Source organism: Amycolatopsis sulphurea (assembly GCF_002564045.1).
Classification (GTDB): domain Bacteria; phylum Actinomycetota; class Actinomycetes; order Mycobacteriales; family Pseudonocardiaceae; genus Amycolatopsis; species Amycolatopsis sulphurea.
Genome location: NZ_PDJK01000002.1, coordinates 1,853,722 through 1,876,295 on the forward strand (window position 1 = coordinate 1,853,722; position 22,574 = coordinate 1,876,295).

Annotated in this window: 22 protein-coding genes; 17 read left to right on the forward strand and 5 right to left on the reverse strand. The window is 67.1% G+C overall.

What is annotated here, in order from left to right:
• Positions 1 to 118: 118 nt before the first annotated feature.
• Positions 119 to 508, reverse strand: coding sequence for a hypothetical protein (locus ATK36_RS31480; protein WP_141544440.1), 390 nt, complete (start codon positions 506 to 508; stop codon positions 119 to 121).
• Between the two features lie 485 nt (positions 509 to 993).
• On the opposite strand from ATK36_RS31480, the gene ATK36_RS14645 reads away from it, so the two are divergent.
• On the forward strand, positions 994 to 1,356 hold the full coding sequence (locus tag ATK36_RS14645; RefSeq protein WP_098511933.1) for an alpha/beta fold hydrolase: 363 nt from the start codon (positions 994 to 996) through the stop codon (positions 1,354 to 1,356).
• Positions 1,353 to 1,955: a hypothetical protein gene (locus tag ATK36_RS14650; RefSeq protein WP_098511935.1), complete on the forward strand. Its 603-nt coding sequence runs from the start codon at positions 1,353 to 1,355 to the stop codon at positions 1,953 to 1,955. The genes ATK36_RS14645 and ATK36_RS14650 overlap by 4 nt, the downstream gene beginning before the upstream one ends.
• Before the next feature lie 196 nt (positions 1,956 to 2,151).
• Here the strand turns inward: ATK36_RS14650 and ATK36_RS14655 are convergent, their stop codons facing one another.
• A complete protein-coding gene (locus ATK36_RS14655) occupies positions 2,152 to 3,633 on the reverse strand; it encodes an FAD-binding protein (protein WP_098511936.1) in 1,482 nt (493 codons plus the stop codon).
• A 306-nt stretch (positions 3,634 to 3,939) separates the two neighbouring features.
• Between ATK36_RS14655 and ATK36_RS14660 the strand changes: the two genes are divergently transcribed.
• From ATK36_RS14660 to ATK36_RS14675, 4 genes are all read left to right on the forward strand, one after another.
• The gene (locus ATK36_RS14660; protein WP_098511938.1) at positions 3,940 to 6,357 is read left to right on the forward strand and encodes an AAA family ATPase; all 2,418 of its coding nucleotides are present in this window, start codon (positions 3,940 to 3,942) and stop codon (positions 6,355 to 6,357) included.
• A 117-nt stretch (positions 6,358 to 6,474) separates the two neighbouring features.
• Positions 6,475 to 6,780 carry a DUF7134 domain-containing protein gene (locus ATK36_RS14665; protein ID WP_098511939.1) on the forward strand — a complete coding sequence of 102 codons (306 nt, stop codon included), beginning with the start codon at positions 6,475 to 6,477 and terminating at the stop codon, positions 6,778 to 6,780.
• On the forward strand, positions 6,768 to 7,682 hold the full coding sequence (locus tag ATK36_RS14670) for a sensor histidine kinase (protein WP_098511941.1): 915 nt from the start codon (positions 6,768 to 6,770) through the stop codon (positions 7,680 to 7,682). The genes ATK36_RS14665 and ATK36_RS14670 overlap by 13 nt, the downstream gene beginning before the upstream one ends.
• Entirely contained in the window at positions 7,679 to 8,356 is a 678-nt protein-coding gene (locus ATK36_RS14675) for a response regulator (protein ID WP_098511942.1), read from the forward strand. Before ATK36_RS14670 ends, ATK36_RS14675 begins: the two co-directional genes overlap by 4 nt.
• A gap of 7 nt (positions 8,357 to 8,363) precedes the next feature.
• Here the strand turns inward: ATK36_RS14675 and ATK36_RS14680 are convergent, their stop codons facing one another.
• The gene (locus ATK36_RS14680) at positions 8,364 to 9,755 is read right to left on the reverse strand and encodes a DUF2079 domain-containing protein (protein ID WP_098511944.1); all 1,392 of its coding nucleotides are present in this window, start codon (positions 9,753 to 9,755) and stop codon (positions 8,364 to 8,366) included.
• Positions 9,756 to 10,348: 593 nt separating this feature from the next.
• Here ATK36_RS14680 and ATK36_RS14685 point away from each other — a divergent pair.
• Genes ATK36_RS14685 through ATK36_RS14705 form a run of 5 tightly spaced genes read left to right on the forward strand, consistent with a single transcriptional unit; the run spans position 10,349 to position 13,719 of the window.
• Positions 10,349 to 10,660, forward strand: coding sequence for a type VII secretion target (locus ATK36_RS14685; protein WP_098511945.1), 312 nt, complete (start codon positions 10,349 to 10,351; stop codon positions 10,658 to 10,660).
• Complete coding sequence (locus ATK36_RS14690; RefSeq protein WP_141544441.1) at positions 10,660 to 12,378, forward strand: alpha/beta hydrolase; 1,719 nt, start codon at positions 10,660 to 10,662, stop codon at positions 12,376 to 12,378. Before ATK36_RS14685 ends, ATK36_RS14690 begins: the two co-directional genes overlap by 1 nt.
• A 19-nt stretch (positions 12,379 to 12,397) precedes the next feature.
• Positions 12,398 to 12,997 carry an LppA family lipoprotein gene (locus tag ATK36_RS14695; protein WP_170069740.1) on the forward strand — a complete coding sequence of 200 codons (600 nt, stop codon included), beginning with the start codon at positions 12,398 to 12,400 and terminating at the stop codon, positions 12,995 to 12,997.
• Positions 12,998 to 13,009: 12 nt separating this feature from the next.
• Entirely contained in the window at positions 13,010 to 13,423 is a 414-nt protein-coding gene (locus tag ATK36_RS34235) for a LysR family transcriptional regulator (RefSeq protein WP_098511949.1), read from the forward strand.
• On the forward strand, positions 13,333 to 13,719 hold the full coding sequence (locus ATK36_RS14705) for an AMP-binding enzyme (protein ID WP_098511950.1): 387 nt from the start codon (positions 13,333 to 13,335) through the stop codon (positions 13,717 to 13,719). The genes ATK36_RS34235 and ATK36_RS14705 overlap by 91 nt, the downstream gene beginning before the upstream one ends.
• Positions 13,720 to 13,763: 44 nt before the next feature.
• On the opposite strand, the gene ATK36_RS14710 is transcribed toward ATK36_RS14705, so the two are convergent.
• Positions 13,764 to 14,525 carry a GntR family transcriptional regulator gene (locus ATK36_RS14710; RefSeq protein WP_098514899.1) on the reverse strand — a complete coding sequence of 254 codons (762 nt, stop codon included), beginning with the start codon at positions 14,523 to 14,525 and terminating at the stop codon, positions 13,764 to 13,766.
• Between the two features lie 232 nt (positions 14,526 to 14,757).
• On the opposite strand from ATK36_RS14710, the gene ATK36_RS14715 reads away from it, so the two are divergent.
• The 6 genes from ATK36_RS14715 to ATK36_RS14745 all read left to right on the forward strand — a co-directional run bounded on the left by ATK36_RS14715 (position 14,758) and on the right by ATK36_RS14745 (position 20,786).
• Positions 14,758 to 15,948: a helix-turn-helix domain-containing protein gene (locus ATK36_RS14715; protein ID WP_098511952.1), complete on the forward strand. Its 1,191-nt coding sequence runs from the start codon at positions 14,758 to 14,760 to the stop codon at positions 15,946 to 15,948.
• Positions 15,949 to 16,322: 374 nt separating this feature from the next.
• The gene (locus tag ATK36_RS14725; RefSeq protein ID WP_098511955.1) at positions 16,323 to 16,634 is read left to right on the forward strand and encodes a hypothetical protein; all 312 of its coding nucleotides are present in this window, start codon (positions 16,323 to 16,325) and stop codon (positions 16,632 to 16,634) included.
• A gap of 100 nt (positions 16,635 to 16,734) precedes the next feature.
• The gene (locus tag ATK36_RS14730; protein ID WP_098511956.1) at positions 16,735 to 17,589 is read left to right on the forward strand and encodes a helix-turn-helix domain-containing protein; all 855 of its coding nucleotides are present in this window, start codon (positions 16,735 to 16,737) and stop codon (positions 17,587 to 17,589) included.
• A 417-nt stretch (positions 17,590 to 18,006) separates the two neighbouring features.
• The gene (locus ATK36_RS14735) at positions 18,007 to 18,438 is read left to right on the forward strand and encodes a phospholipase A2 (RefSeq protein ID WP_170069741.1); all 432 of its coding nucleotides are present in this window, start codon (positions 18,007 to 18,009) and stop codon (positions 18,436 to 18,438) included.
• A gap of 552 nt (positions 18,439 to 18,990) precedes the next feature.
• Positions 18,991 to 20,142: a sensor histidine kinase gene (locus ATK36_RS14740; RefSeq protein WP_245914741.1), complete on the forward strand. Its 1,152-nt coding sequence runs from the start codon at positions 18,991 to 18,993 to the stop codon at positions 20,140 to 20,142.
• A complete protein-coding gene (locus ATK36_RS14745) occupies positions 20,139 to 20,786 on the forward strand; it encodes a response regulator (RefSeq protein WP_098511961.1) in 648 nt (215 codons plus the stop codon). The genes ATK36_RS14740 and ATK36_RS14745 overlap by 4 nt, the downstream gene beginning before the upstream one ends.
• Positions 20,787 to 20,829: 43 nt before the next feature.
• Here the strand turns inward: ATK36_RS14745 and ATK36_RS14750 are convergent, their stop codons facing one another.
• On the reverse strand, positions 20,830 to 22,290 hold the full coding sequence (locus ATK36_RS14750; protein ID WP_098511962.1) for an alpha/beta hydrolase: 1,461 nt from the start codon (positions 22,288 to 22,290) through the stop codon (positions 20,830 to 20,832).
• Positions 22,291 to 22,574 lie beyond the last annotated feature (284 nt).

Consider the following 22,574-nt stretch of genomic DNA (forward strand, 5'->3'; position numbering starts at 1 on the left):
CAACGCCTTCGGCGCGATATGCGCGGTCACCCGATTCAGGCACACGCGCATATCGCCAACGGCAGCTTGATGAACGAGGAGGTCGACCCATCGAGACCAACGAAGAGATCCGCTATCACTAATCATCGAATGGGAATTTGTACGGCTCCCGCCGCTCCTCGATGACCTTCCTTCTGTTCGGCACCTCTTCACCCAAAACCACAAGAGCGTCCGTACCCCCGTCCTTCCGCCACAGAGTGGGCGCAAATATCACGTGCTCCGGGTATTTCCCCCTGGCAAGCTTATGGGACATCTCGCTCGTGACGACTTGCTTCATCACTTCATCGTCAAGGGAAACACCCCATCGCCACCCGGCACATTCGTCCACAGCAAGCACAGCACCGGCTTTGACGATGCGTCGAACTTCGTCCGGCTCAAGCCATCCCGTGACGAAGTTCCACCTGCTGCCGTCAGGACCGACAACGACTTCACCGTCGTCTGCGTACTGCGGTTCTTCTTCCACCGTCAAACCATCCAACGTGATTGAGAAATTTTCCGAGCAAAAATCTCTGTGCAAGCTCGACGATACCGACCGCGCCCTCCGCTCCTGCCTTCATCTCTCTTCGCGGCCTTCTTCGCAGCTGCCTTGGTCGGCAACTTCTTGCCGGCATGCTGAGCCGGGGGCTTGTACCGAGACGTGGCCACGCAGCGAGCGCAGGTGCAACGCCTCGTTGAGGTCGCTCACGCGGGCGCGAACCGGTACTGGCTGCGGGACGTCCGCTGCCCAAGCGCGGCGAGGACGGCGAAATGCGCGGCGGATGTTTCGCCGCCCCGGTCGGGGGCCGTGACGGCCAACGGCCATCGGAACAAACAGAGATGCGTAACGCCACCGCATGGTTTCACCACGGTAGACAGGACTGTGTCGATTAGCATAGAGCCGGTTGACTGCAGAGCACCGGACGGCGGGTGCCTCCCACCACGAGGAGCGTGAGAAGTGAGCAGGACCGGTCGGACATGGACCCCCTCGGGAACTTCCGGCTGGCCGATGGGCGTGAGGTTGCGTGGGGTGAGTTCGGCGACCCGACGTCGCCGGTGGTCTTCTGGCTGCACGGCCTCGGCAATTGCCGCGTCAGTGGCAAGGGCATGCACGCGCTGGCGAGCGACGCGGGAGTGCGCATCATCGCGCCGGACCGCCCCGGCATCGGCCTGTCCTCACCTCAGCCCGGGCGGCGGATTCTGGACTACCCCGCGGATCTCACGGCGCTGGCCGACCACTTCGGTCTCGAGCAGTACCAGGTGCTCGGCATCTCGGGCGGCGGACCGTTCGCCCTGGCCTGCGCGGCCCAAGGCGACACCAGGCATTTCGCACCGTCGTGATCAGCGGCGCCGGTCAGCTGGACAAGCCGGGTGCGCTCGAGAGCTTGGGCGACACCACGAACTTCCTCCGCACAGCGGCATCCGGCCCCGAGGCCGCGATCCCGCACCTGGAGCAGCAGGCGCTGGCGGCGAACAACGTCGACAGCGCTCTGGAGGTCATCATCTCGGCCATGGCGCCGGAGGATCAGGCCTGCGCGGCCGAGAACCCCCAGGTAGTGCTCGATCTGTTCGATTCGATAGCTGCTGCCGCGGTGAACGGCGTGGAGGGGATCGCCTATGAGGCGTGGCTGCTGACCCAGCCGTGGGGCTTCGAACTCTCGGATGTCCGGGGCCCGGTGGACAGGGTATCGGCAAAGTCGGTGTGGAGGTCCGTGAAGGGGCCCTTCACGGACTCAGAGTCCGTGAAGGGCCCCTTCACAGACCCGAAACCGGTCCGGCGCACGCCACGAGGTGGCCGCACACACCTCCGCATCACCCGCTGCCGGGCCCCCGGCAGACATCAGCGGAGACATCGGGCTTCGGCCGGAGTTCCCCTTGCAGTCAAGGACAACGGGAACGCCATCAGATTCCGACCCGTTCCAGGCCTGGAACGCCGGTAGTTCAATCAGCGGGCGCTGTGATCTGCCGGTTCTTACCGAACCGGCGCATCGCTGGAACAATCGAAGGACGTGCCTCTCGGCACCGCGGAAACTGAGTCGGATCCACCGCAATCGAGCCTGCGGCCTCAATCCTCAGATCCAGGTTTCCATCCCCCGGCGACCCACCGGATAAAATCACCTCAACCCAAAAGCCACCTCAAGTACGCGGAATCCCGAACCCCGGCGTCAGAATCGCCGCCGGGTCGAACTCCGCGAGAGCGGCCGTCACCTCCGGCCAGCTGTCGCCGTAATGCGTGCGCCAGTGGCTGGGGGTCAGCGGACGCGAGCCGATCGGGTAGATCGTGGCGTCGGCGGCCTGTTCCAGGTCGTCGGCTGCCGCGGCGGTGCGGCGCAGGGTGCGGTGGATGTAGTCCGTGCCGGAGTCGGCGGGGGCGGCCCGGAGGACGTCGAACAGCAGCGTCAGCTCGCCGGGCTGGGGCGGCTGGTTCCGGCGGTGCTGGGGAAGGCGCAGGCGTGGCCGGGTGAATTTCGTGCTGTCGTGGGGAAAGACGAGGACGAACGACAGGCCGTCGGGGTGCCAGTCGTCGGCGCCCAGTGCGGTCAGCTGGTCCAGGATGATCCGGTCGGCGGTGGCGCCGGGCAGGAAGACGTCCAGCCAGATCTTGATGGTGTCGGCCCATTTTCGCCGCGCGATCCAGGCGTCGATGGTCGAGGTGATCGAGGTGATGTGGTCGAGCCAGCAGACGACGCCGCGCCCGTGGATCCGGTTTTCCGGGTGCGTGCTCCCGGACGCCTCCCGGATGATCATCTCGACGGACGCGGTGTGGTCGGCCGCCGGGTGGTCCTCGTAGACGGCCAGGTGCAGATTTGTGGTCATCGGTTCCCGGCCCCGCGGCGGCATCACCATCGCGTACACCTCGTCGAACCGGCCCGAGGTGGCGGCGTGCCGGAGGGCGTGCAGGCCTTCCTGCTGGTCGGTGAAGGGGACGACGGCGCGCCACACCAGGGGCTGGGCTGGTTCCAGCGTGAGCCGGGCGCGGGTGATCACGCCGACCTGGCCCAGCCCGGCCAGCGCGGAGTCGAACAACCGGCGGTGCTGCTCCGGAGAGCACCACACGAGTTCGCCGGTGCCGGTGGCCACCTGCAGTGCTTCGACCGAATCCACCTGGGCGCCGGCCCCCGGCTGGTTGCTGATCCCGCCCACGGTCAAGGTCCCGCCGACGCTGAGGCCCAGATATCCGGTGTGCCCACCGGCGAATCGCAATCCGCGCGCGTACAGCTGCGGCACGAGATCGGCCCAGAGGATCCCGGCTTCCACCTCCGCCCACCGCCCACGCGGATCGATCCGGACGACCCGATCCAGAGCGGTCATGTCGATCGCGACCCCGCCGAGGGCGAGCCGCTGCCCGTGCACGGTGTGCCCGGCACCCTGCGCGGCAACGGGGACCCGCAGGTCGGCGCACCTGCCGATCGTCCGCGCGACGTCGTCGGCGCTGCCCGGGCGCAGGACGGCGGCCGGGAAGCCCTGGCACACCCGCCCCATGTCCCGGCCGGCGGCCTCGATCACCTCGCGGCCGCCGAGCAGGTCGCCGTCCAGCCCGTCCACGAAGGACCGGCATATCGCGGACACCGGTCCCCACCCCCGGATGATCGGGTCGTAGCCAAGCGCGGACTGCATCAGGTCTCCAGAAGTGGTCGCGGACAAGGCATGATCGCCGAGAAGCACCCTTCCCCACCGGACCCGCGCGGAAAAGCAGTCACCCTCGACAGCGGGCACCCGACCCTCGACACCGTCGATCGACCCCCCTCGTACCCTCTTCAGCACGGTCGCGCCCACTGACAGTTGACTCCATCCGGTGGATTGTGCGTGTTTCTCTCGCCACCCGATCTTGATCGCCTACGGTGGGGCGAACAGTCGGTCACGCTCCGTGCCGGGCGAGGGGTGCGGAGCAAACCCGGCACATTCCCGGGAAAGGGCGGGACGATGGGGACACCGGAACGTGATCCGCACCGTTCCATCTCGGGCCTGACCAGCCTCGTCGGGCGCACCACGGCCCTGGACGAACTGCGGCAGCTGCTCATCCGCGACGGAGCCCGGCTCGTCACCTTGCACGGCGACGGCGGAGTGGGGAAAACCCGTCTCGCCGAAGAGATCTTCCGGGAAATCTCGGCCAAGGAGGACCTCTCGGGGCGGGCGGCGCCGTTCGACGGCGCCGCGGTCGTGCCGCTCGCGGGTGTCGCGCGGAATGCCGAGGCCGGGTCGCTCCCCCGGTCCGCCGCGGCGCGGGAACGGCTCGAAGTGTCCGTCTGCCAGGAGATCGTGGCGGCGCTGGACATCCATCGCGCCGCGGGCAAGACGGTCGACGACCTGCTGCGTGCCTTCGCCGAGCACCTGGCGGGCCGCCGGTTGCTGCTGGTGCTCGACAACTGTGAGCTGCTCACCGACGAAGTGGCCGAGATCGCCGAGTGCCTGCTGGCCGACGATCCCGAGCTGCAGATCCTGACCACGAGCCGGATACCCCTCAACGTCCACGGCGAGTACCTGGTCCAGGTTCGCCCGCTCGCGATCCCCGATCGCGGCGCCTCCCGCGATGCCGCGGCGCGCACCGACGCCGTCCGGCTGTTCTGCGATCGCGCGGCGGCGGCGGGAAGCCGGGTCGACGGCTGGACGGACTGGCCGGCCGTCGTGGACCTCGTGCGGCTGTCCGGCGGAGTACCGCTGGTCCTCGAACTGCTCGCCGCGCAGCTCGTCGTCGGCATCCGCACCCCGACGGCCGTCCTGCACGACCTCATGGAAACCGGGCTGCTCAAGCTCAAGTACACCCGCGGACGACGCCGGATCCCGCCCCACCACAGCATGCTCGAAGCCACCGTCACGGTTTCGTGGGATGCGTGCGACGTGGCGCAGCAACGGTTGTGGTGTCAGCTGAGCACGTTCGCCGGGAGCTTCACTCTCGCCGCAGCTGAAGCGGTCTGCGCCGAAGATCCCGCTGTCCCGGCCGCACGCCGCCACGTCGGCGTCATGCTCGAAGAATTGATCGTTCGTTCCGTGGTCACGCGCGCCGATTCCGGCCGATATGTGCTCCGGCATTCCTGGCTGCGCGATTACGGAGAACAACGTCTGCTCGGCAGCGCGGAGGAACGAATCCTCCGCGAACGCCAGTGCACCTGGATCACGAACCTGATCGCCACCGCTGCCCGTTCCTGGTTCGGGCCACGGGAATTGCACTGGCTGCACACAGTTCACGACGAGCTGCCGAGCATCGACGCCGCCGTACGGTGGTGCTGTGACACCGGCCAGGTCACGAAGGGCTACCAGCTGGTCAACAGCGCGGCACGCGTACGAGCCCAGTTCTTTTACGCGAAGGAATACCGCTTCACCGAGTGGTACAAAAACCTCCTCACCGCCGACACCGGCCCGCCGTCGATCGAGCGCATCGTCGCACTGAGCATGCTCGGGTTCATCTGCATCGCCACCGGGAACAAGGACCACGCGCTCGCCGCCCTCGAAGAGGTCGACGACCTCATCCCGCACGTCGAAAGCGCTGCCGACCATCCCGCAGTCCTGCTGTTCCGTGGTATCTACCTGGGGCTGACCGACTCCGGCGGCCAAAGCCTCGACTTGCTCACCGCGGCTGCGCACGCCTTCGACCTCGCCGGCGACCAGGGCAGCCGTCAGATGGCCTTCCTCGTGCGCGCGCTGGTCGCCGGCATGATGCGGCATCCGATGGCCGAGGTCTTCACGAAAGAGGCCATCACCCACGCCGGCAACTCGCCGTGGGCCGAGAAGTGGACACGGCTGCTGCTCGCGCTCCCCGGAATGCCGGTCGCCGACGACGATCTGCCGGACGTCATGGAATCCCTGATCGCCATGGGAGACGCCTGGGAAACCGCCTGGCTGGTCCTCATCCGAGCGCTCGTTCTGGTCCGGCTCGGGAAATTCCGCATGGCCGCGCACATGATCGGCTGCACCGCCACCGTGCAGCGCCGCCACGGCGTGATCTTCGACGGCATGATTCTCTTCAAACGACGCTTGGACGAGGCGATCACGAAAATCGAGCACCGGATCGGGCAGAAGGCTTATGCCGACGCCTACCGGCGCGGCCAGACCCTTTCCACGCCCGAAATCTACGAGCTGGCCACCCGGCCGGCCGCATGCGACGAGCCGCTCAGCCCGCACCAGCTCCGGATCGTCTCCCTGGTGGCGCAGAAGCTGACCAACCGCGAGATCGCCACCCGGCTCAACTCCACGGAAAGCGCGATCACCCAGGCGCTCACCCGAATCCGCAAGAGAATCCTGCTGCCCGGCAAGGGACGCAACGATCGCCCGGCGCTGGTGGCCTGGTTCCGGCAGAACTATCCGCACGGCCTGCCCGCCGGCGCGGCCCACGATTTCGCCTGAACCAGGGCTGTGAAGGGGCCCTTCACGGACTCAGAGTCCGTGAAGGGGCCCCTTCACAGCCGTTCGGGCCGGGGGGTACGGTCGCGCGGAGCCGGGGCGCGTAGTTGAGATGGGTGTGTGCGCGCATTGTTCAGCCGGCCGGGCGCCCGGTCACGAGCGATCGACCTGCTGATTGTCGTGGTGCTCGGGGTGGGTTCGGTGCCGAGCATCGTGGCGTCGGGCCGGTCGTCGGGTGTGGTGCTGGGAATCACAGTGGCCATCACGGTGGCCCTGCTCGCACCGATCTTCGCGCGGCGCCGGTTTCCCGTGCGGGCAATGCTGTTCGCGCTCGCCGTCTTCGCTGTGCATACGCTGGTGCCGCCGTCGTACGCCGGCTGGCTGCTCGCTGCCGACCTGGCACTGCCGTCCTCATGTACTCGGTGATGGTCTACGGCGATCGGCGCAGCTGGCTGTGGCTACTCCTGGCGTCGGAGGCGGTGTTCCTGGTCGGGCTGGTCCTCGTCCTCGAGAGTAACTCGATGACGGCGATCGTGTTCCTGGCCCAGACCGCCACCATGGTGGCCGCGGTGGCGATCGGCGAGGTGACGCGAAACCGGAAGCGGCAGCTGGCCGACGCGCAGGAGCGTGCGATCGAGGCCGAGGAACACCGTGACGCGCTGGCGAGGACCGCGGTCGTCGAAGAACGCGCCCGGATCGCCCGGGAGATGCACGACGTCGTCGCCCACGCGGTCAGCACCATAGTCATGCAGTCCGAAGGCGCACGGCTGCTGGGCGAACGAAATCCCACAGCCGTGGACGAGGCACTGCGCACGATCGGCGTCACCGGCCGCGAAGCCGTCGCCGAACTACGCCGGATCCTCGGCCTGCTACGCGGAACCGAGAACGGCACGGAACCCCAACCGAGTGCCGGCGCGCTCGGCGACCTTGTCGGCAAGGTACGCTCCGCCGGGCTGGAGACCCGTCTCGTGATCGAGGGCGAGCCTGAGGGCGTCCCGCCAGGCGCCGTGCTCACCACACACCGGATCGTCCAGGAAGCACTGACCAATGTGGTCAAACACGCCCCGCCCGGCGCCCGGTGCACAGTGACAGTGCGTTACGGGACACCAGGCGACCCACACCGGACCGTCGTGGCCGACATCGTCAACGACGGCGGCCACGGACCACACGCTCACCCCGCCGAACAAGCTCGGGCAGGCTACGGCATCCGCGGCATGCGAGAACGCGCCTCGATGTTCGGCGGCGACGTGACCGCACAACCCCAGCCCGACGGAGGCTTCCAGATCACCGCACAGCTCCCACTCACAACCTCCCCGGAGAACCAATGACCCCCTACCGCGTCCTCGTCTGCGACGACCAGGAACTCATGCGCGGCGGGCTACGCATGCTCCTCGAAAGCACCGACGACCTGACACTCGCCGGAGAAGCCGAAAACGGCATCCAAGCCATCGACCTCGCCACCACCACACGACCAGACCTGATCCTCATGGACGTCCGCATGCCCAAACTCGACGGCATCCAAGCCACCAAACGCATCTGCGCACACAACCCCGACGTCAAAATCCTCATGCTCACCACCTTCGACCTCGACGAATACGTCCTCGCCGCAACCAGAGCAGGCGCAGCCGGATTCCTCCTCAAAGACGCAAGCGGAGAAGAAACACTCCACGCGATGCGCGCCGTCCTGCGCGGCGACCGTGTGCTCGCCCCCGCCGTCGTCGACCGGATGATGCAACGCTACCTCGCCGCCCACCCCACACCCTCCAACGACCACCGCCTCACCCGCCTCACCGACCGCGAACGAGACGTCCTCACACTCGTCGCCCAAGGACTCAACAACACCGAAATCGCCGAACAACTCTTCATCGGCATCACCACAGTGAAAACCCACCTCGGCCGGATCCTCAACAAACTGGAAGTACGCGACCGGCTCCACGCCGTCGTATTCGCCTACGAACACGGCCTCATCACACCATCGAACCGCAGCGAACCCCACCACTGAACAGCGCTCACATGCCGGAACGCCGATGCAACAGCACAGCCGTGTCATTACGCACAACCACGTCGTAGCTCGTCCTGGTCAGCTCCGCCAGCCGCCTTTCCTGCTCCGGAACCGACAACGGCCAGCTTCCTTCCGGCCGCGTCACCACGACCCATTCGGACTGCTCCGCACCCGACGGATAAGTCGGATAGAGCAGCACCCGGCACCGGCTCGTCAAATGCGGGGCCAGCCGTCCGGCGGCCGCAATCGTGGCGCCGTCGGGAACCCGGGCCAGGACTTCCCTCGCAGCAGCTTGCTGCTCGTCGGTCCAGCGCGGCTGATTCGCATGCAGCAGCACCACCGTCGTCGAACAAAGCGCCGCGACCACCGCACAAATCGGGGCAGCCCGGCGCAACCACGTGCCACGTGCGCGACGGATGCCGTCCACCGCCGCCAGAAACGCGATCGGGATCAGCACCGCGTCGTAGTAGAGGGCCGGGCTCCAGTAGAAATGAAAACCCGACAACAGCCGCCAGGCGAGGGTAGGAACGAGCAGCATCGCAAGGGGCGACCGAAGCGCCGCGAACGCCATGGGTGCAAGCAGTACAGCGAGGGTCGCCACCTTGATGGGGAACCCGGCGAAGGGCGCGAACCCGCCCCACTTGCTCCCGTAAGCGTAAACGCCGCCGTTGATCAAGGGCAGCACCACTTTGATGATCACAGCCGTGGTGAGGACGCCGAACGCGACCGTCGCCCAGCCAAGCCGCCGCTGCCCCTGAACGACGAGATACAAGCCGAGCACAGCCAGCGTCACCGACAGGTCTTCCTTGACCAGCACCAGCGGCACCGCATACGCGACCGCCCACCTCCACTCCCGCCGGAGCAGCCGTTCACCCGCGAAGGCCAGCATCGGGACGGCGAAACAGACTTCGTGGAAGTCGTGGATCATCGTTTCCAGCAGGCCGGTGGAAAGCACGTAGCCGCAACCGATCGCGACACCCCGCACCGTGCCCAGCACGCGGATCGCATGCCGGGTCACCGGGACGACGGACAACGCCAGCAACGCGGCCTGCGCCACCAGCAGCATCGCCGGAGACGGCCAGAGCAGGTAGAACGGTGCGAGCACCGCGAGAATCGGCGAGAAATGATCGCCGAGCAGGGGGATGCCAGGGCCTTTGAGATCGGACGTCGGCCAATGTCCGTCCGCGTAGGAGCGGATGGCCTGCTCGAACAGGCCGAGATCCTGTCCGCCACTCTGGAATGCCGCATGCAGCGAAAGGGACCACACCGCATAAATCACGAAGGCGCAACCGGACAGAATGTAGGGGAGACGAAGCCGGATACGGGCCGGTGTGGCGCTGCCCGCCCCCGCAATCGGGCGATCACCCTCTGTTGTTCCCAGTGTACCGACGTGCTCCATCAGCCGCTCCTCGCCCGCGGACCCTTGCCGGTCCACACCGGACGGTGGTGGACTTTTCGGCGCTATACAGGAGAAACTGGCCGCCTCATGGCTGGGCGGCTCGTTCTGGTACATAGCGTGCCGAATTGCGGGAGCGGAGGCGTCAGACCGTGAGCCCGATCCGATCATGCCGCGAGAGGACCCGGGTCCTCCCCGGGGAGGACCCGGTCGATGCGCGTCAGTACGTGGCGTCGAGGACGTGGTCGACGGCTGCGTGCAGTGTCTCGGTTTCGGCGGCCAGAAGCGGGTCCCCGAAGGCAACGCTCTGGCGATCAAGAGTCCATTGAGGACTCGACTGGGAGAAGCTGCGTCAGGCGGCAAACGCGCACGAGGTGCCGCCTCGAATCGCCGCTTCACTCGCAGGGTGCTTGGACATGCTGACCGCACAACTGCCCGAGCCCGAGGACGCGGTGCGCAAGTAGTACTACCCACCCACTGCTTGAGTAGTTGCACCCGAGTAAGCAGGTAGGTTCACCCGACTGCGCCCACAGGCGTGTATCGCCTGGTCTCGGTCCCATATCCTGTGACGGAACGATCACGGGGAGGGATCGAGGATGGGTTTCACGACCGTGCCGGAGACCCTGCGCGGGGCGCGCAGCGCTGCTGGCGAGAAGGTGGGCAGCCTGCGCGGCGCTGACTGCGCAGAGCCGGTAGGCCGGGTGGCGGGTGCCGTGCAAGGCGGCAGTGCGGCGGCAGCCGCCGCGCATTGTCAGGACGCCTTGTCCACTACGTTCACCGAATGGCGCGCCGAGGCACAGCGCCTTACCGATCACCTCGGCGTGGCAGCCGACCGGTATCAGCAAGGCGACCACGCGGCGGCCGGGGTGTTTCCCTCCGCCGCGCCGACGATGCACGGGCCGCGCTGATGGTGTCGCTGGCCGATGTCCGGGCCTGGAATCCCGGCACGCTGGACGAGATCTGCTCACTCTTGCAGGCCCGGACGCAGGTCCTCGTCCACGACGGGGACGACTACGGGAAGATCCTGCCGGTCGAGGGCTGGAGTGGGCCGGCCGCCGACAACGCGGCCGGGCAGCACCACGCGTTGATGCGGCAACTGGACACGATCGCCGCCGGGGCCGCCGCGATTGGCAAGGCGATCGGGCAGGCGTCCGACGCCATTACCGGTGTCCATCACGCCCTGACCAACGCCGAAGAGCTGGCCCGGAAGTACGGATTCCAGATCACCGACGCAGGCGGCATCACCGACACCTACGCGGGCAAAGAAGCACCGCCGGAGATGCATCCCGAGGACCGGGAACGGACGCACGCGCAACTGGTGGACGAGGTGGCGCAGATCCTGCGCACCGCGAACGACATCGACACCGATCTCGCATCAGTGCTCGACCGCGCGGCGGCCGGTCAGTTCGGCACCGGGAACGAATCCACCGTCGCCGCAGCAGCAGCCGACGGGATGAAAGACCCCGGCCTCACGCTGCCCGAACCCCCGCCGAACGCGACACCCTCGCAAAACTCCGCCTGGTGGGCCACCCTGTCCGAAGCGGGGCGGAACATCCTCCTGCGAGATCATCCCGACTGGCTGGGCAACCGTGACGGCCTGCCCGGCGATGTCCGCTCGAAAGCGAACATCGCCCGCATCCCCAGCGAGCGGACTGACCTTCAACACCAGCTCGACGAGGCAAAGAAACGGCTCGAACTGGTCAAAGACCAGCCCTACCGGCCGCCGAACATGCTGCCCGACGCGTTGGCCGACATCCGCAAAATCGAAGCCAAGCTCGCGTCCCTGAAGGCGATCGACACGACTCTCGCGCAAGGCAACCGCCAACTGCTTACCCTCGACACTACGGGCGAACGGTTGAAAGCAGCGGTCGCTGTGGGCAATGTCGATACCGCCAAACACGTCAGTGTCTTTACTCCAGGGTTCACTTCCACCATTGACCGCAGCATGCCGGGCTACGACCGGGACATGTACAACCTGCAACAACGCACGCAGGTGCTCTCCGACCAGTACGGCGACGGCGGAAAGGTGGCCACGGTCACGTGGCTGGGCTATGAGGCACCACAGAACGACGATGTGATAAACGGCAACCAATCAGTGGCATCCGACCATATCGCACAGACTGGCGCCAAGAAGCTCGACGGCTTCCTCAACGGGATCGGCGCTTCCCATGAAATGCAGAACCAACCGCTGCACCTGACCGCGCTGGGCCACTCGTACGGCAGCCTCACCACAGGCATTGCCCTGCAACAATCCACCCCCGTGAACGACGCGGTGATTTTCGGATCACCGGGCCTCGACGCCCAGCAACGCGGTGACCTCCAGGTGCCGCAAGGACACCTGTTCTCTGCCGGGGCTGACCAGGACTCAGTTCCGAAACTCGACGTCGCCAACCACTTCGGCGTCTCCCCCTACGACATGCCCGGCATCGACCGCCTGAGCACCGGAGACGCAATCGCCGCAGACGGCACGCCGCTGCACGCGACCCACAGCCACGGTCAGTACCTCGATGACGGCTCGACGTCGCAGTACAACATGGCGGCGGTCGCTGCGGGGCGGCCAGACCTGCGCGTCAACTACGTCGCGCCCCCACCGCCGCCCCCGCCGCAACAGCCCACACACCGATGACAGAGGCCCAGCCGACCACATGAAATACAACCTCGTCCAAACCCTGTCCGGCGCCGCCCTCGTTCTCATCCTCGCCGGTTGCAACGGCCAGGATGCGCAGGAGAATCCCATGAACAACAACGACAAAGCTGCAGCCGAGCAGTTCAAACAGCTCATGCGGCGCCCGGACATCGGCGAGGCCGCCGCTCGCTACGACGAGATGTACCGCAAGATCCGCGAAAAGCTGACCAATGCCGTTCCAACACTTCATTGGGAACAGACGAATCCTCCTGGCCGGGCGGCGTGCAGCACCGAATTCGGCGCAATCGATGCTGCGGGCCGATCCGACGCCCAGGAACGAGGGCTTGGCAACTGGACAGCCCACGGAAATCTGCCAGACGCCCGGTGGAACGAAGCTGTGTCTATCGTGGGCGGCGTAGCCCGCAGTTATGGTTTCGGCTCCGGGCCAACTGTGGTGAAGAACAACCCGTCCGACCATTATGTGACGTTCCATGATTCATATGGTGGAGAACTCGTCTTCGGCACGGCCGTAAACACTACACTTCTGGTTCGTACAGGGTGCCATCTGACCACCGAAGCCAAAAAGCGCGGCAGCCTCGCGCCCACTCCTTCGTATTGAGCTGTCCATAGTGTGCACACTAAGAAATCGACAGTTGTCGCGGAGCACCTGCACTACGGCCCTGCCGCCCGGGCGCCTCGGCATCGCCCAGCCCCGCTGTCCCGGGCAATCCAGCAGCTTGAACGGCGTCTCGGCGTCGCGCTGGTGGAGCGCAACCGCAGCGGTGTCTCATTGACCGGCGCCGGGGAGATCCTGCAGGAGGGCAGCGCGGCACTCGACACGGCCACAGCGGCCGTCCGCCGAACCCGTCGGGCCGGGAGCTCCGACGGTCCGGGCGAGCGCTTGGTGCTGGCGGTGAAGGCCGCGGCTACACCTATCTCGGGCACGAGAGCACAGTGGACGCGAACGGCTGGGAGACCGTCGGCGATCTCGGCCGGTTCGACCCCGACGGGTACCTTTTCCTGGCCGACCGCCGCAACGACCTGATCATCCCCGGCGGCGCCAACATCTACCCGACCGAGGTCGAACTCGCGCTGACGGCGCATCCCGCGGTCACCGAGGCAGTCGTCATCGGTCTCCCGGACCTCGGCCAGCGGACGCATGTGTTGGTACAGCTCGATTCCCCGGCCGGCATCGATGCCGAGACACTGGACCGGTTCGCCCGGGAACGGATCGTGCGGTACAAGTGCCCGCGCTCCTACGAGTTCGTCGACGGCCCGCTGCGCGACGACGCCGGAAAGGTACGCCGTAGCAAGCTGATCGCCGAACGACAGCGAGGGTGAGTCACGTGCCGGGTAGCAGGAGCGCCGCGAACGTCCACGCGACGTCAGTCCGCAGGCCATTCGTACGAAAGTTCGTACCGATCCGCGGCAAGGACCATGTCGTTCATCTCCAGCGGTGTGCCGTCTTCGCCGTAAGCGACGCGGGTCACCGTCATCACCGGAACGCCGTCCGCGAGTTGCAGCAGTGACGCCTCGTCCGGCGTAGGCATCCGAGCACCGACGTGCTCGATGAACGAACCGAGAGTGTGGCCTGCTTCTTCGCGCCGCGCGTATGCGCCGCCCTTGCCAGTGTCGACCTGTTCGATGGCGGTGTCGCGCGTCAGCTCACGAGGGAGGCGCGACACCGCAATTTGAACCACCAGCCCATCGGCACGCATCACCCGGTCCCTCACGGTCAATTCCGCGCCCTCGCTGACAGCGAGGTGTGTGGCGGTACGGCTGTCGGCTTCCTCGAACCGGATCTTCACCGAGGTTGACGGCGTGAATCCGCGAGCGGCAGCGTCTGCGAGGAAGGCCCCTCGGTTGCGTCCGCGCGCCTCCCTCGACAAGCGCGAACGCGCAATGCGCTGGATGCTCGCAGGTGGCCGCACGAACACACCACGGCCATGCTCGGATGTCACAAGCCCTTCGGCGCGAAGCATGTCGACTGCTTCGCGGATCGTCGGCCGGGAAACCCCGTAGGTCTCGACCATCTCACGTTCGCTCGGCAGCTGGTCGCCGGGCGCGTATTGGCCGGCCGCGATCTTCTCGCGGAGGTCGGTCGCAACCTGGCGGAAAGCGGGAACGCCGCTCTTGCGGTTAACCATGCTCACAGCCTCGCACTGGTCAGGTTGTCTTGACCAGTTACCGCTCGGCTCGGGCACCCTGGCCATCTGGAATCCCGGCCAAGGGATTGTGAATCCTGATTGACCGCCCGTGGCAAACCGTCGACCGGGAAGGACGCAGGTACACTGCAGCGGTACCTCTTCGCGGAGGAAGTGGCCCCGGGTAGCTCCCGGGGCCACGCGAAGAGGTCGACTCCGCGAATGAGGTGCCCGCATGTCTGATTCGAATGACCTCGGCCGCCGGATCCGCGAGATCCGTTCATGGCGACAGCTGAACTTGCGCACCGCCGCCGACCTCGCCGGGATCTCCTACAGCTACCTCGGCCAGCTGGAGCGGGGCGAGCGGCCGGTCAACAACCGGCAAGTGCTCGAAGCACTCGCGAATGCTCTGCGTGTCTCTCCCGCTGAACTGACCGACGCGCCCCACGTCCCCGGGAAGCAACCGGACAGCCAGACCCACGCTGCACTCGATGCGGTAGAGGCGGCGCTGAGTGAGTGGCTTCCCGGCGAGATCCCTGATACGCCGGGTAGACCGTGGCGTCAGACGGTGTCCGACCTCGACACCCTGACGCATGTCCTGCGCCCGAAGTCCGACTACGCGGGCCAAGTCGCACTCCTTCCCTCGTTGATCACCGATCTCCTTCACCATGCTCACGGCCGACACCGGGATCGAGCGCTTGAAGGATTGATGACCGCCTACTACGCCACCGGCAACGTCTCCGGCCGCCTTGGACGGCGGCAACTGTCGTACCTGGCAGGCGAGCGTGTCCGCGCCAGCGCCGAGCTACTGGACGACCGCGAGTGGCTTGGGGTGGCCACGTGGGTCCGCGCTCAGTTTCTCAGCTCCACGTCCCGGCAACGTCAGTACAAGCTCGCGCTCGACGCTGTAGACGCTCCCGGTGCCCGGCTGGAATCACGGGGCATGGGGCACCTCACGGCAGCCATGTCGGCCGCTGCTCGCGGGGACACCGACACGGCCAGAGAGCATCTCGACGACGCCGGGAAGATGGCTGACCGGGTACAGGTTGCCGACTCGTGGGGGCTGGCCACCTTGAACTTCACCCGGGCCAACGTAGGAATCTGGCGTGTCGCTATCGGCACGGAGTTGGGAGACGGGGGCAAGGTCGCGGAGGTGGGCCGGAAGGTCAAGTGGTGGTCGCTACCCCTGTCCCGCCAGGGAGCGTTCTGGATGGATCTCGGGCGGGGCTTGATGCAGGACCGCCGAAGCCGGGAAGACGGCCTACGCGCGATCTTGAAGGCTGAGGCCTTAACCCCGCAGCAAGTGCGGAACAACGTGTTCGTGCGTGAGGTTGTATCGGACCAGCTTCGCCGTGCCCAGCGTGACGCTGGCGGGCGGGAGCTTCGCGGGCTCGCATGGCGCATGGGGGTTGCACCTGTCGGGTGATCCCCGGCCCGTGTGCACTTCTTGCGCACAAGCTCTGAGCAGCCACTCTTAGTGTCCTGCGCATGACGGTGGGGTTTGGGGAGAGGCAACGTCGCTTCCGGGCGCCAGGGACGACGGATCTGGCTCTGCGGGTGCACACCGACCGGATGGACGGTCGGCGGCAGACGGCGCATCTCTATCTGAAGCGGGAGTTGGCGGACCCGGCGGCATGGTGGCTGATCCCGTGGTGCTCTGTCAACACGATCTACCCGCAACGGCACGAGCGCAGAGACCTCGACTTGACGGGGCTAGCCGACGCCAAGTGGTGCCCCGACTGCACACAGCGGGTTTTGCCGTGACCGCGCTGATCTACATCGACCTAGCGACGGCGCGCGATGATCGATGGCGTGTGGCACGTGGCTCGGCCGGCGGCGATCCCGGCACCGGGTGATGAAGTCGTGATGCCGCAAGGAGCGACGGCGGTCGTCAAGTACGCGCCGACGGACGAGCGGACCAACCGGCATATACCGATGCAGTGCCCGTACTGGGACGCCCATCAAGGTTTCCCCGCCATCGCCTACAGCCTCGAAGGCACCGGCCCACGGTCCAACTCCTGCAACGTACGGCAAAACCGACGCCTGCACACCATCGCAACCACCATCGCCGACCACGCGACCACCACGCTCACAACGAAAGCAGGACAGTGACCCGTCCAGGACGCGGACACCGCCCCGCCGTGAAATCGACCGCATCACCGCGGCAACCCAAGCGACAATCCACGACATCGATAAATTGAGGACACGGCACATGAAAACCAACGACCGGGGTGTGTTCCGGAACCGGTTACTGGGCATCGCCCTGCGCACAGCCCGGAAGGACGCGCACTTCGGGGTCCGGGAACTGGCCCGCAGGGTCGGGGTCAACCCGGCCCTGCTGTCGAACTGGGAGCTCGGCGAACGCACACCAAAACGGGAAGACGTTGCCGGGATCCTCGGCGCACTCGGGGTCGTCGGCACGGAGAAACAGCGGATCCTGCACCTGGCCCGCCTCACCGGCCCCGGCTTGATCCTTCCCGGCAACCTCAGCAACCGAGACCACCTCGCCGCGCTGAGAGACTGCGAAACACTATCCACGACCATCCGAACATGGCACCCCCTGCGGATCCCCGATCTCCTGCAAATCCCCGACTACACCATGGCAGTACTCGCCGCGCAGGGTTTCAGCCCCGCCGACAGCCAGGAGCTCGCGGCGCTGCGCACTGAAAGCGGCAACATCATCCACGGCCCACACTCCACCCCGATCACCGCGTACATCGGCGCCTCAGCCCTCACCAACCTCGTCGGCTCACCGGCGATCATGTGCCGCCAACTCGATATGCTCGTCGTCCCCTCGACCGGAACCACGGTGCGCGTCGTGCCAGACGACACCGACGAACACCCGGGCCGATCCGGCCCCTTCACCCTCTACGACACGCGCGCCGCGACCGTCGCCTACATCGCCCACCACAACGGCGGAACCTTCCTCCCCGACGATCGCCACGAATTCCACGCGGTCATCAATCGACTCGACAAAATCGCGAAAACACCCATTGAATCCGCAATGATAATCGGCGGAATCGCCGCAAAATACACCCGCAGTGAACACTCTCCCGGAGACGGCTAGGAAATCAGCCCACCGGCCAAGCTCCAATGAGGACACCAGTACGAACAACCGATGCGCCAACGCCTGCCACTCCAGCCCGAGGGGCATGACCTGTCGCAGGGTGGCCAAGACCTACGGAAGTTCGCCAAGGGCCGAGAGCGAGGCTCGGACAGTCCGACCCAGCCCACCGCAATTCCAGGCACCGGTCAACGGCTCGCCGATCCGGCCCCGAACGCCAGCATCCCTTGGGGTGCGCTGCCGGCCAGGAACGTCGGCGGACCGCAGGAACGTTCGCCGTTGCCTTCCGCCAATCACCTGCCTCGGGGGTTTTCTCACCCGGTGAGGGGGTGATCGACCGTTGTAACACTTTAATCCCACATGTCACACTCGCTGCGGCGCGCCGACCTGCCGATGTGGACAGTGAAAGGAATGCACGTCATGTCCGAGAAGCATTCAGGTTCCTCGCCGCGCTGGTACGGCGTGGCGGTCGCGGCACTGGTGGCGGCGTTCTTGTCGCTCGGTTTCGGCGCGACGGCGCAGGCAACACCGGACACCTCGCAGACCGCGCAGACCCAGCTGACGAAGGACTACTGCGGGGGCTCCGGCATCAGCAAGTGGGTGCCCGATCGCTGGTTCAAAGCGGAGTTCAGCGACTCGTGCGCGAAGCACGATCGGTGCTACTCGCGCGCCAGCAGCACCGATCGGCTCGTCTGTGACAAGAACCTGCTGCAGGACCTGCGCGGCGCCTGCGCCCAGGCCTACCCCTCCGGCCTGAAGGGCGCGACCTGCCGCGGGGTGGCCAGGACCTACTACGAAGCAGTACGGAAGTTCGCCAAGGGCCACTACCACGGCTCGGGCAACCCGAACTAGCCACGACGATCCTGGCTCGCCGGAGGTGCGCAGCCTCCGGCGAGCCGGTCAACGGCCTCGCCAAGCCAGCGTCGCCACCGGCCCGCGCGCCCGGCAGTGCTGTGAAGGGGCCCTTCACGGACGCAGAGTCCAGGGGCCGGCAAAGTTGGTCGAGGCCCCCTGATCAGCAGAGTGAGCCGTGGCTGCCGCGTCATCATCGACGACACCTACCCTCTTCGTCGATCACGCCCGGCAACGCACGATGCGGAACTATTCGAGGCGCGACCACCTCGCGCTGTGCGCCAGACCTTTCCCGAAGCTGTGAAGGGGCCCTTCACAGACTCAGAGTCCGTGAAGGGGCCCTTCACAGACCTCCGCAGTCTGCGCAGGCCCCCTCACGGACCCAGGGCAGCAGGCGGCCGCACTGGGCTGTTTGGCCGAGCGTCGTAGGCCGAAAGCACCCCCATGCGCGGTGGCGGACGCGCGAAGGCGGGATACTGACGTCGCACACGGACAGGGAGGACGCCGGATCCGGTGAGACGAACCGCGGAGGGCCCACTGCGCCGAGGCCTGGTGATTGCGGAGATCGTGATCTTGGCCGCGCTGAACCTCGAGCTGTTCGTGCGCAAAATCCTTCCGCATGGCCTGCCGCTCGCCGAACTCGGCTACTTCCTCGCCGGGCTGGTGGTCGGGGCGCTCGCCCTGCTACGCCGCCGATATCCCGGGCGGACCGCCGTCCTCACCACGTCCGCCATCGCGCTTTCCCTGGTCTACAGCCTGGTCGGCCTGCTCGCCGAGCCTGCCGCGACGCTCGGTGGCGACCCCGAGGTCTTCGCGCTGGCCCTCCTGGTCGGCGCGAGCTGCCACCGGCTGTCCACGCCACAGGCCGCCGGGCTGGTCGCGCTCGGCGGAGCGGCGATCGCCGTCGCGCCCCTGGCGCGGTACGGAGTCAGTCTCCTCACCCTCGTCACCGTGGTGCTCTGGCTGATGCTGTGGGGATGCAGCGTCGTGGTCGGGCTGATCCTGCGCGACGGTGACACCCGCCGCGAAGCAGCGCTGGCCGCCGCCCGGAACCGGGAACGGCTGGATCTGGCCCGCGAGTTGCACGATCTGGTCGCGCACCACATCACCGGCGTCGTGGTGCGCACGCAGGCGGCCGGCGTGGTGCTCGCAGGCGGCCCGGAACAGGAGCTCCTCCAGGAGATCGAGCATGCCGGAGCAGAGGCGCTGGCCGCCGTGCGGCGGTTGGTCATGATGTTGCGCAGCCCCGAAGAAGCCCCGTCCTTCACAACCGGAGGCCTGGTGGAGACAGTCGAAGCAGCCGTCGACGGCGACACCGCAGTCACTCTCAAGCTGGCACCCGGGCTGGCCGAGCTGGCCGTGACCCCGGAAACGGTTTCCACCGTTCACCGGGTGGTCCTCGAAGCGCTGACCAACGTGCGCAAGCACGCCCCGGAAGCCCAGCAGATCGTGGTCGACGTGGCGCCCGCGACGGCCGAGAGGACCTTGCGGGTCGAGGTGCGCAACGACGGGCTCCGGCAGACCCGCGCCCGCCGCGCACCGGGCGGGTACGGGCTGGTCGGGATGCGCGAGCGGATCATGGCGCTGGAAGGCAGGCTGACCGCGGGAGAACACGGTGCACGCGGCTGGCGGGTACTGGCCGAACTTCCGCTGCCCGCCCTCACGCCGACCGTCCGTCCGACCGGAAGGGGGATGGCGCAATGACCTTGCGGGTTCTGCTGGCCGACGATCAGGCCATGGTGCGCACCGGTTTCCGGCTGATCCTGGAACGGGAGGCCGGGTTCGAGGTGGTCGGCGAGGCCGGGGACGGCAGGCAGGCGGTGGCGCGCGCCCGCGAGCTGCGTCCGGACGTCACGCTGATGGACATCCGGATGCCGCTGGTGGACGGTCTGGCCGCGACCCGGCTGCTGGCCGGGCCGGACGTGGCCGATCCGCTGCGGGTGCTGGTCGTGACGACCTTCGATCTCGACGAGCTGGTGCACGAGGCCCTGCATGCCGGGGCCTCGGGATTCCTGCTGAAGGACGCCGGCCCGCGGCTGCTCGTGGAGGCGGTGCGGGCGGCCGCGAACGGCGAGGCACTCGTCTCCCCGTCGATCACCACCCGGCTGCTGGCCCACTTCGCCCAGCCGAGCAGTGCGGCCCGCCCTGCCGATCCACCGCTGACCCAGCGCGAAGTCGAGGTGACCAAGGCGCTCGCCCGCGGCCGGACGAATGCGGAGATCACCGGGGAGCTGGTCATCTCGCTGTCCACGGTGAAGAGCCATCTCTCCTCGATCCAGCGCAAGATCGCCGCCCGCAACCGCACCGAGATCGTGGTCTGGGCCTGGGAATCCGGGCTGGTGCGCTGACCGGCACGGGTCCGCGCCGCAGCACGCGGCGCGGACCCGGCACTCAGTGGGTTTCCGCTTTGCAGGCCATATCCTGCGCCGGACGGCGACCGGTGGTCAGGAACGTGGTGACCACGTCGGTCACGCACTGGTTGCCGCTGACCAGGTAGGTCCCGTGCCCGCCGTGATCCGCGGTGACCATCCGGGCGCGCTCGCCCAGCGCCTGCCGCATCCGCAGCGCCCCGGCCAGCGGAGTCACCGGGTCACGCAGGTTCTGCGTCATGAGCACGTTCAACGGGCCCTTGTCGCCGATGCGCACCGGCGGCTCGGCAGGGTCCGGCCAGAACGCGCACGGCTGGATGTTCGCACCAGCGCCGCCGAAGGCCGGGTAACGCAGGTGGTCGACCGCGACGTTGGCCACGTAGGAGCCGACCGACGTGGGCCAGCGGGAATCGTTGCAGGTGGTGAACAGTTCCCCGGACGCCATGTTGTCCGCGGCTGCCAGGTCACCCGGTGCGCCCGGCGGTATCTGAACGCCGGCGTCCAGTTCGTGCCACGCCTGCGCCAGTTCGTCGAAACGCTTGTCGCTGAACAGCGTGGCGAAAGTGGCGTAGCGGAATCGCTTACCGTCGATTTCGTTGTTGGGCTTCCGGTCCAGCCGATCGGCGAGTTCGTAGTACTTCGCGGTGACCTGCGCCGGCGTACTGCCCAGGTGGTACTTGGCATCGCCCGCCGCCGCGAATTTCGCGAAGTCCGGCAACCGGTCCTGGAAACCTTGGCCGTACAACCGTTCGTACGGGTAGGTCCAGCCGCCTTCGCTGAGGTTGCTGTCGACGACGAACCGGCCGCCCTGCTCCGGGAACAGCGTCGTGTACACCGCGCCGAGGTAACTGCCCCAGGACACGCCGAGGTAGGAGATCTGGGACTCGCCCAGCGCGATCCGGATCTGGTTCAGGTCGCGGGCGGAATTGGCCGTGCTGATGTACGGCCGCATCCACGCGCTCTTCCCGGTGAGGCACTGCTTCGCGATCTGCTTCGCGTCCGCGGCCGTCTTCAAGACGTCCGCGGTGTTGCGCGCATACGTCGGGACGATGCCGTACTTCGACTGTTCGTGCGTCAGATCGCAGCTCACCGGCGTGCTGTGCCCGAAACCGCGCGGGTCGAACCCGATCACGTCGTAGCTGTCCCGCACGCTCTTCGGCAGCTTCAGCTTGACGAGGTCGGCCGGGAAGGTCATCCCCGGCGCGGGGCCGCCCGGATCGGTCAGCAGCACTCCCTTCCGGTGCGCGGGATTCGTGCTGGGCAGCCGGGAAATCCCGAGTTCGATCCGCTTCCCGTCCGGATTCCGGTAGTCCAGCGGCACCTGCAGCGTCGCGCACTGCAGATCCGGCGCGGCCTTCGCGACGTCCGCCGGGCACGCGCCCCAGCGCACGCCGCCGGACGGTGTCGCGGCTTGCGAAACCGCCGGGAGCATCGCCGTCGCCAGCCCGGCGACAGCCAGCGCGACGGGTAACGTTCTCCGCATCCTTGGTCCTTCCCCGACTATGCTCGATGAGTGGAACTCATCGTGCACACGGGGAAATCCTGCGAAATCAGGCGCGAGAACGGCTCCGGGTAACGATTTGCTCAGCCAAAAGTACGATCGGCTGCGCCCGGACGGCCGGTACCCCCAGGCTTTTCATGCACAGGCGTACGGGGCGTCGGCAAAGTCGGTGTGAGGGGCCCTGCGCAGACTGCGGAGGTCCGTGAAGGGGCCCTTCACGGACTCTGAGTCTGTGAAGGGCCCCTTCACAGACCCGAGACAGGTCC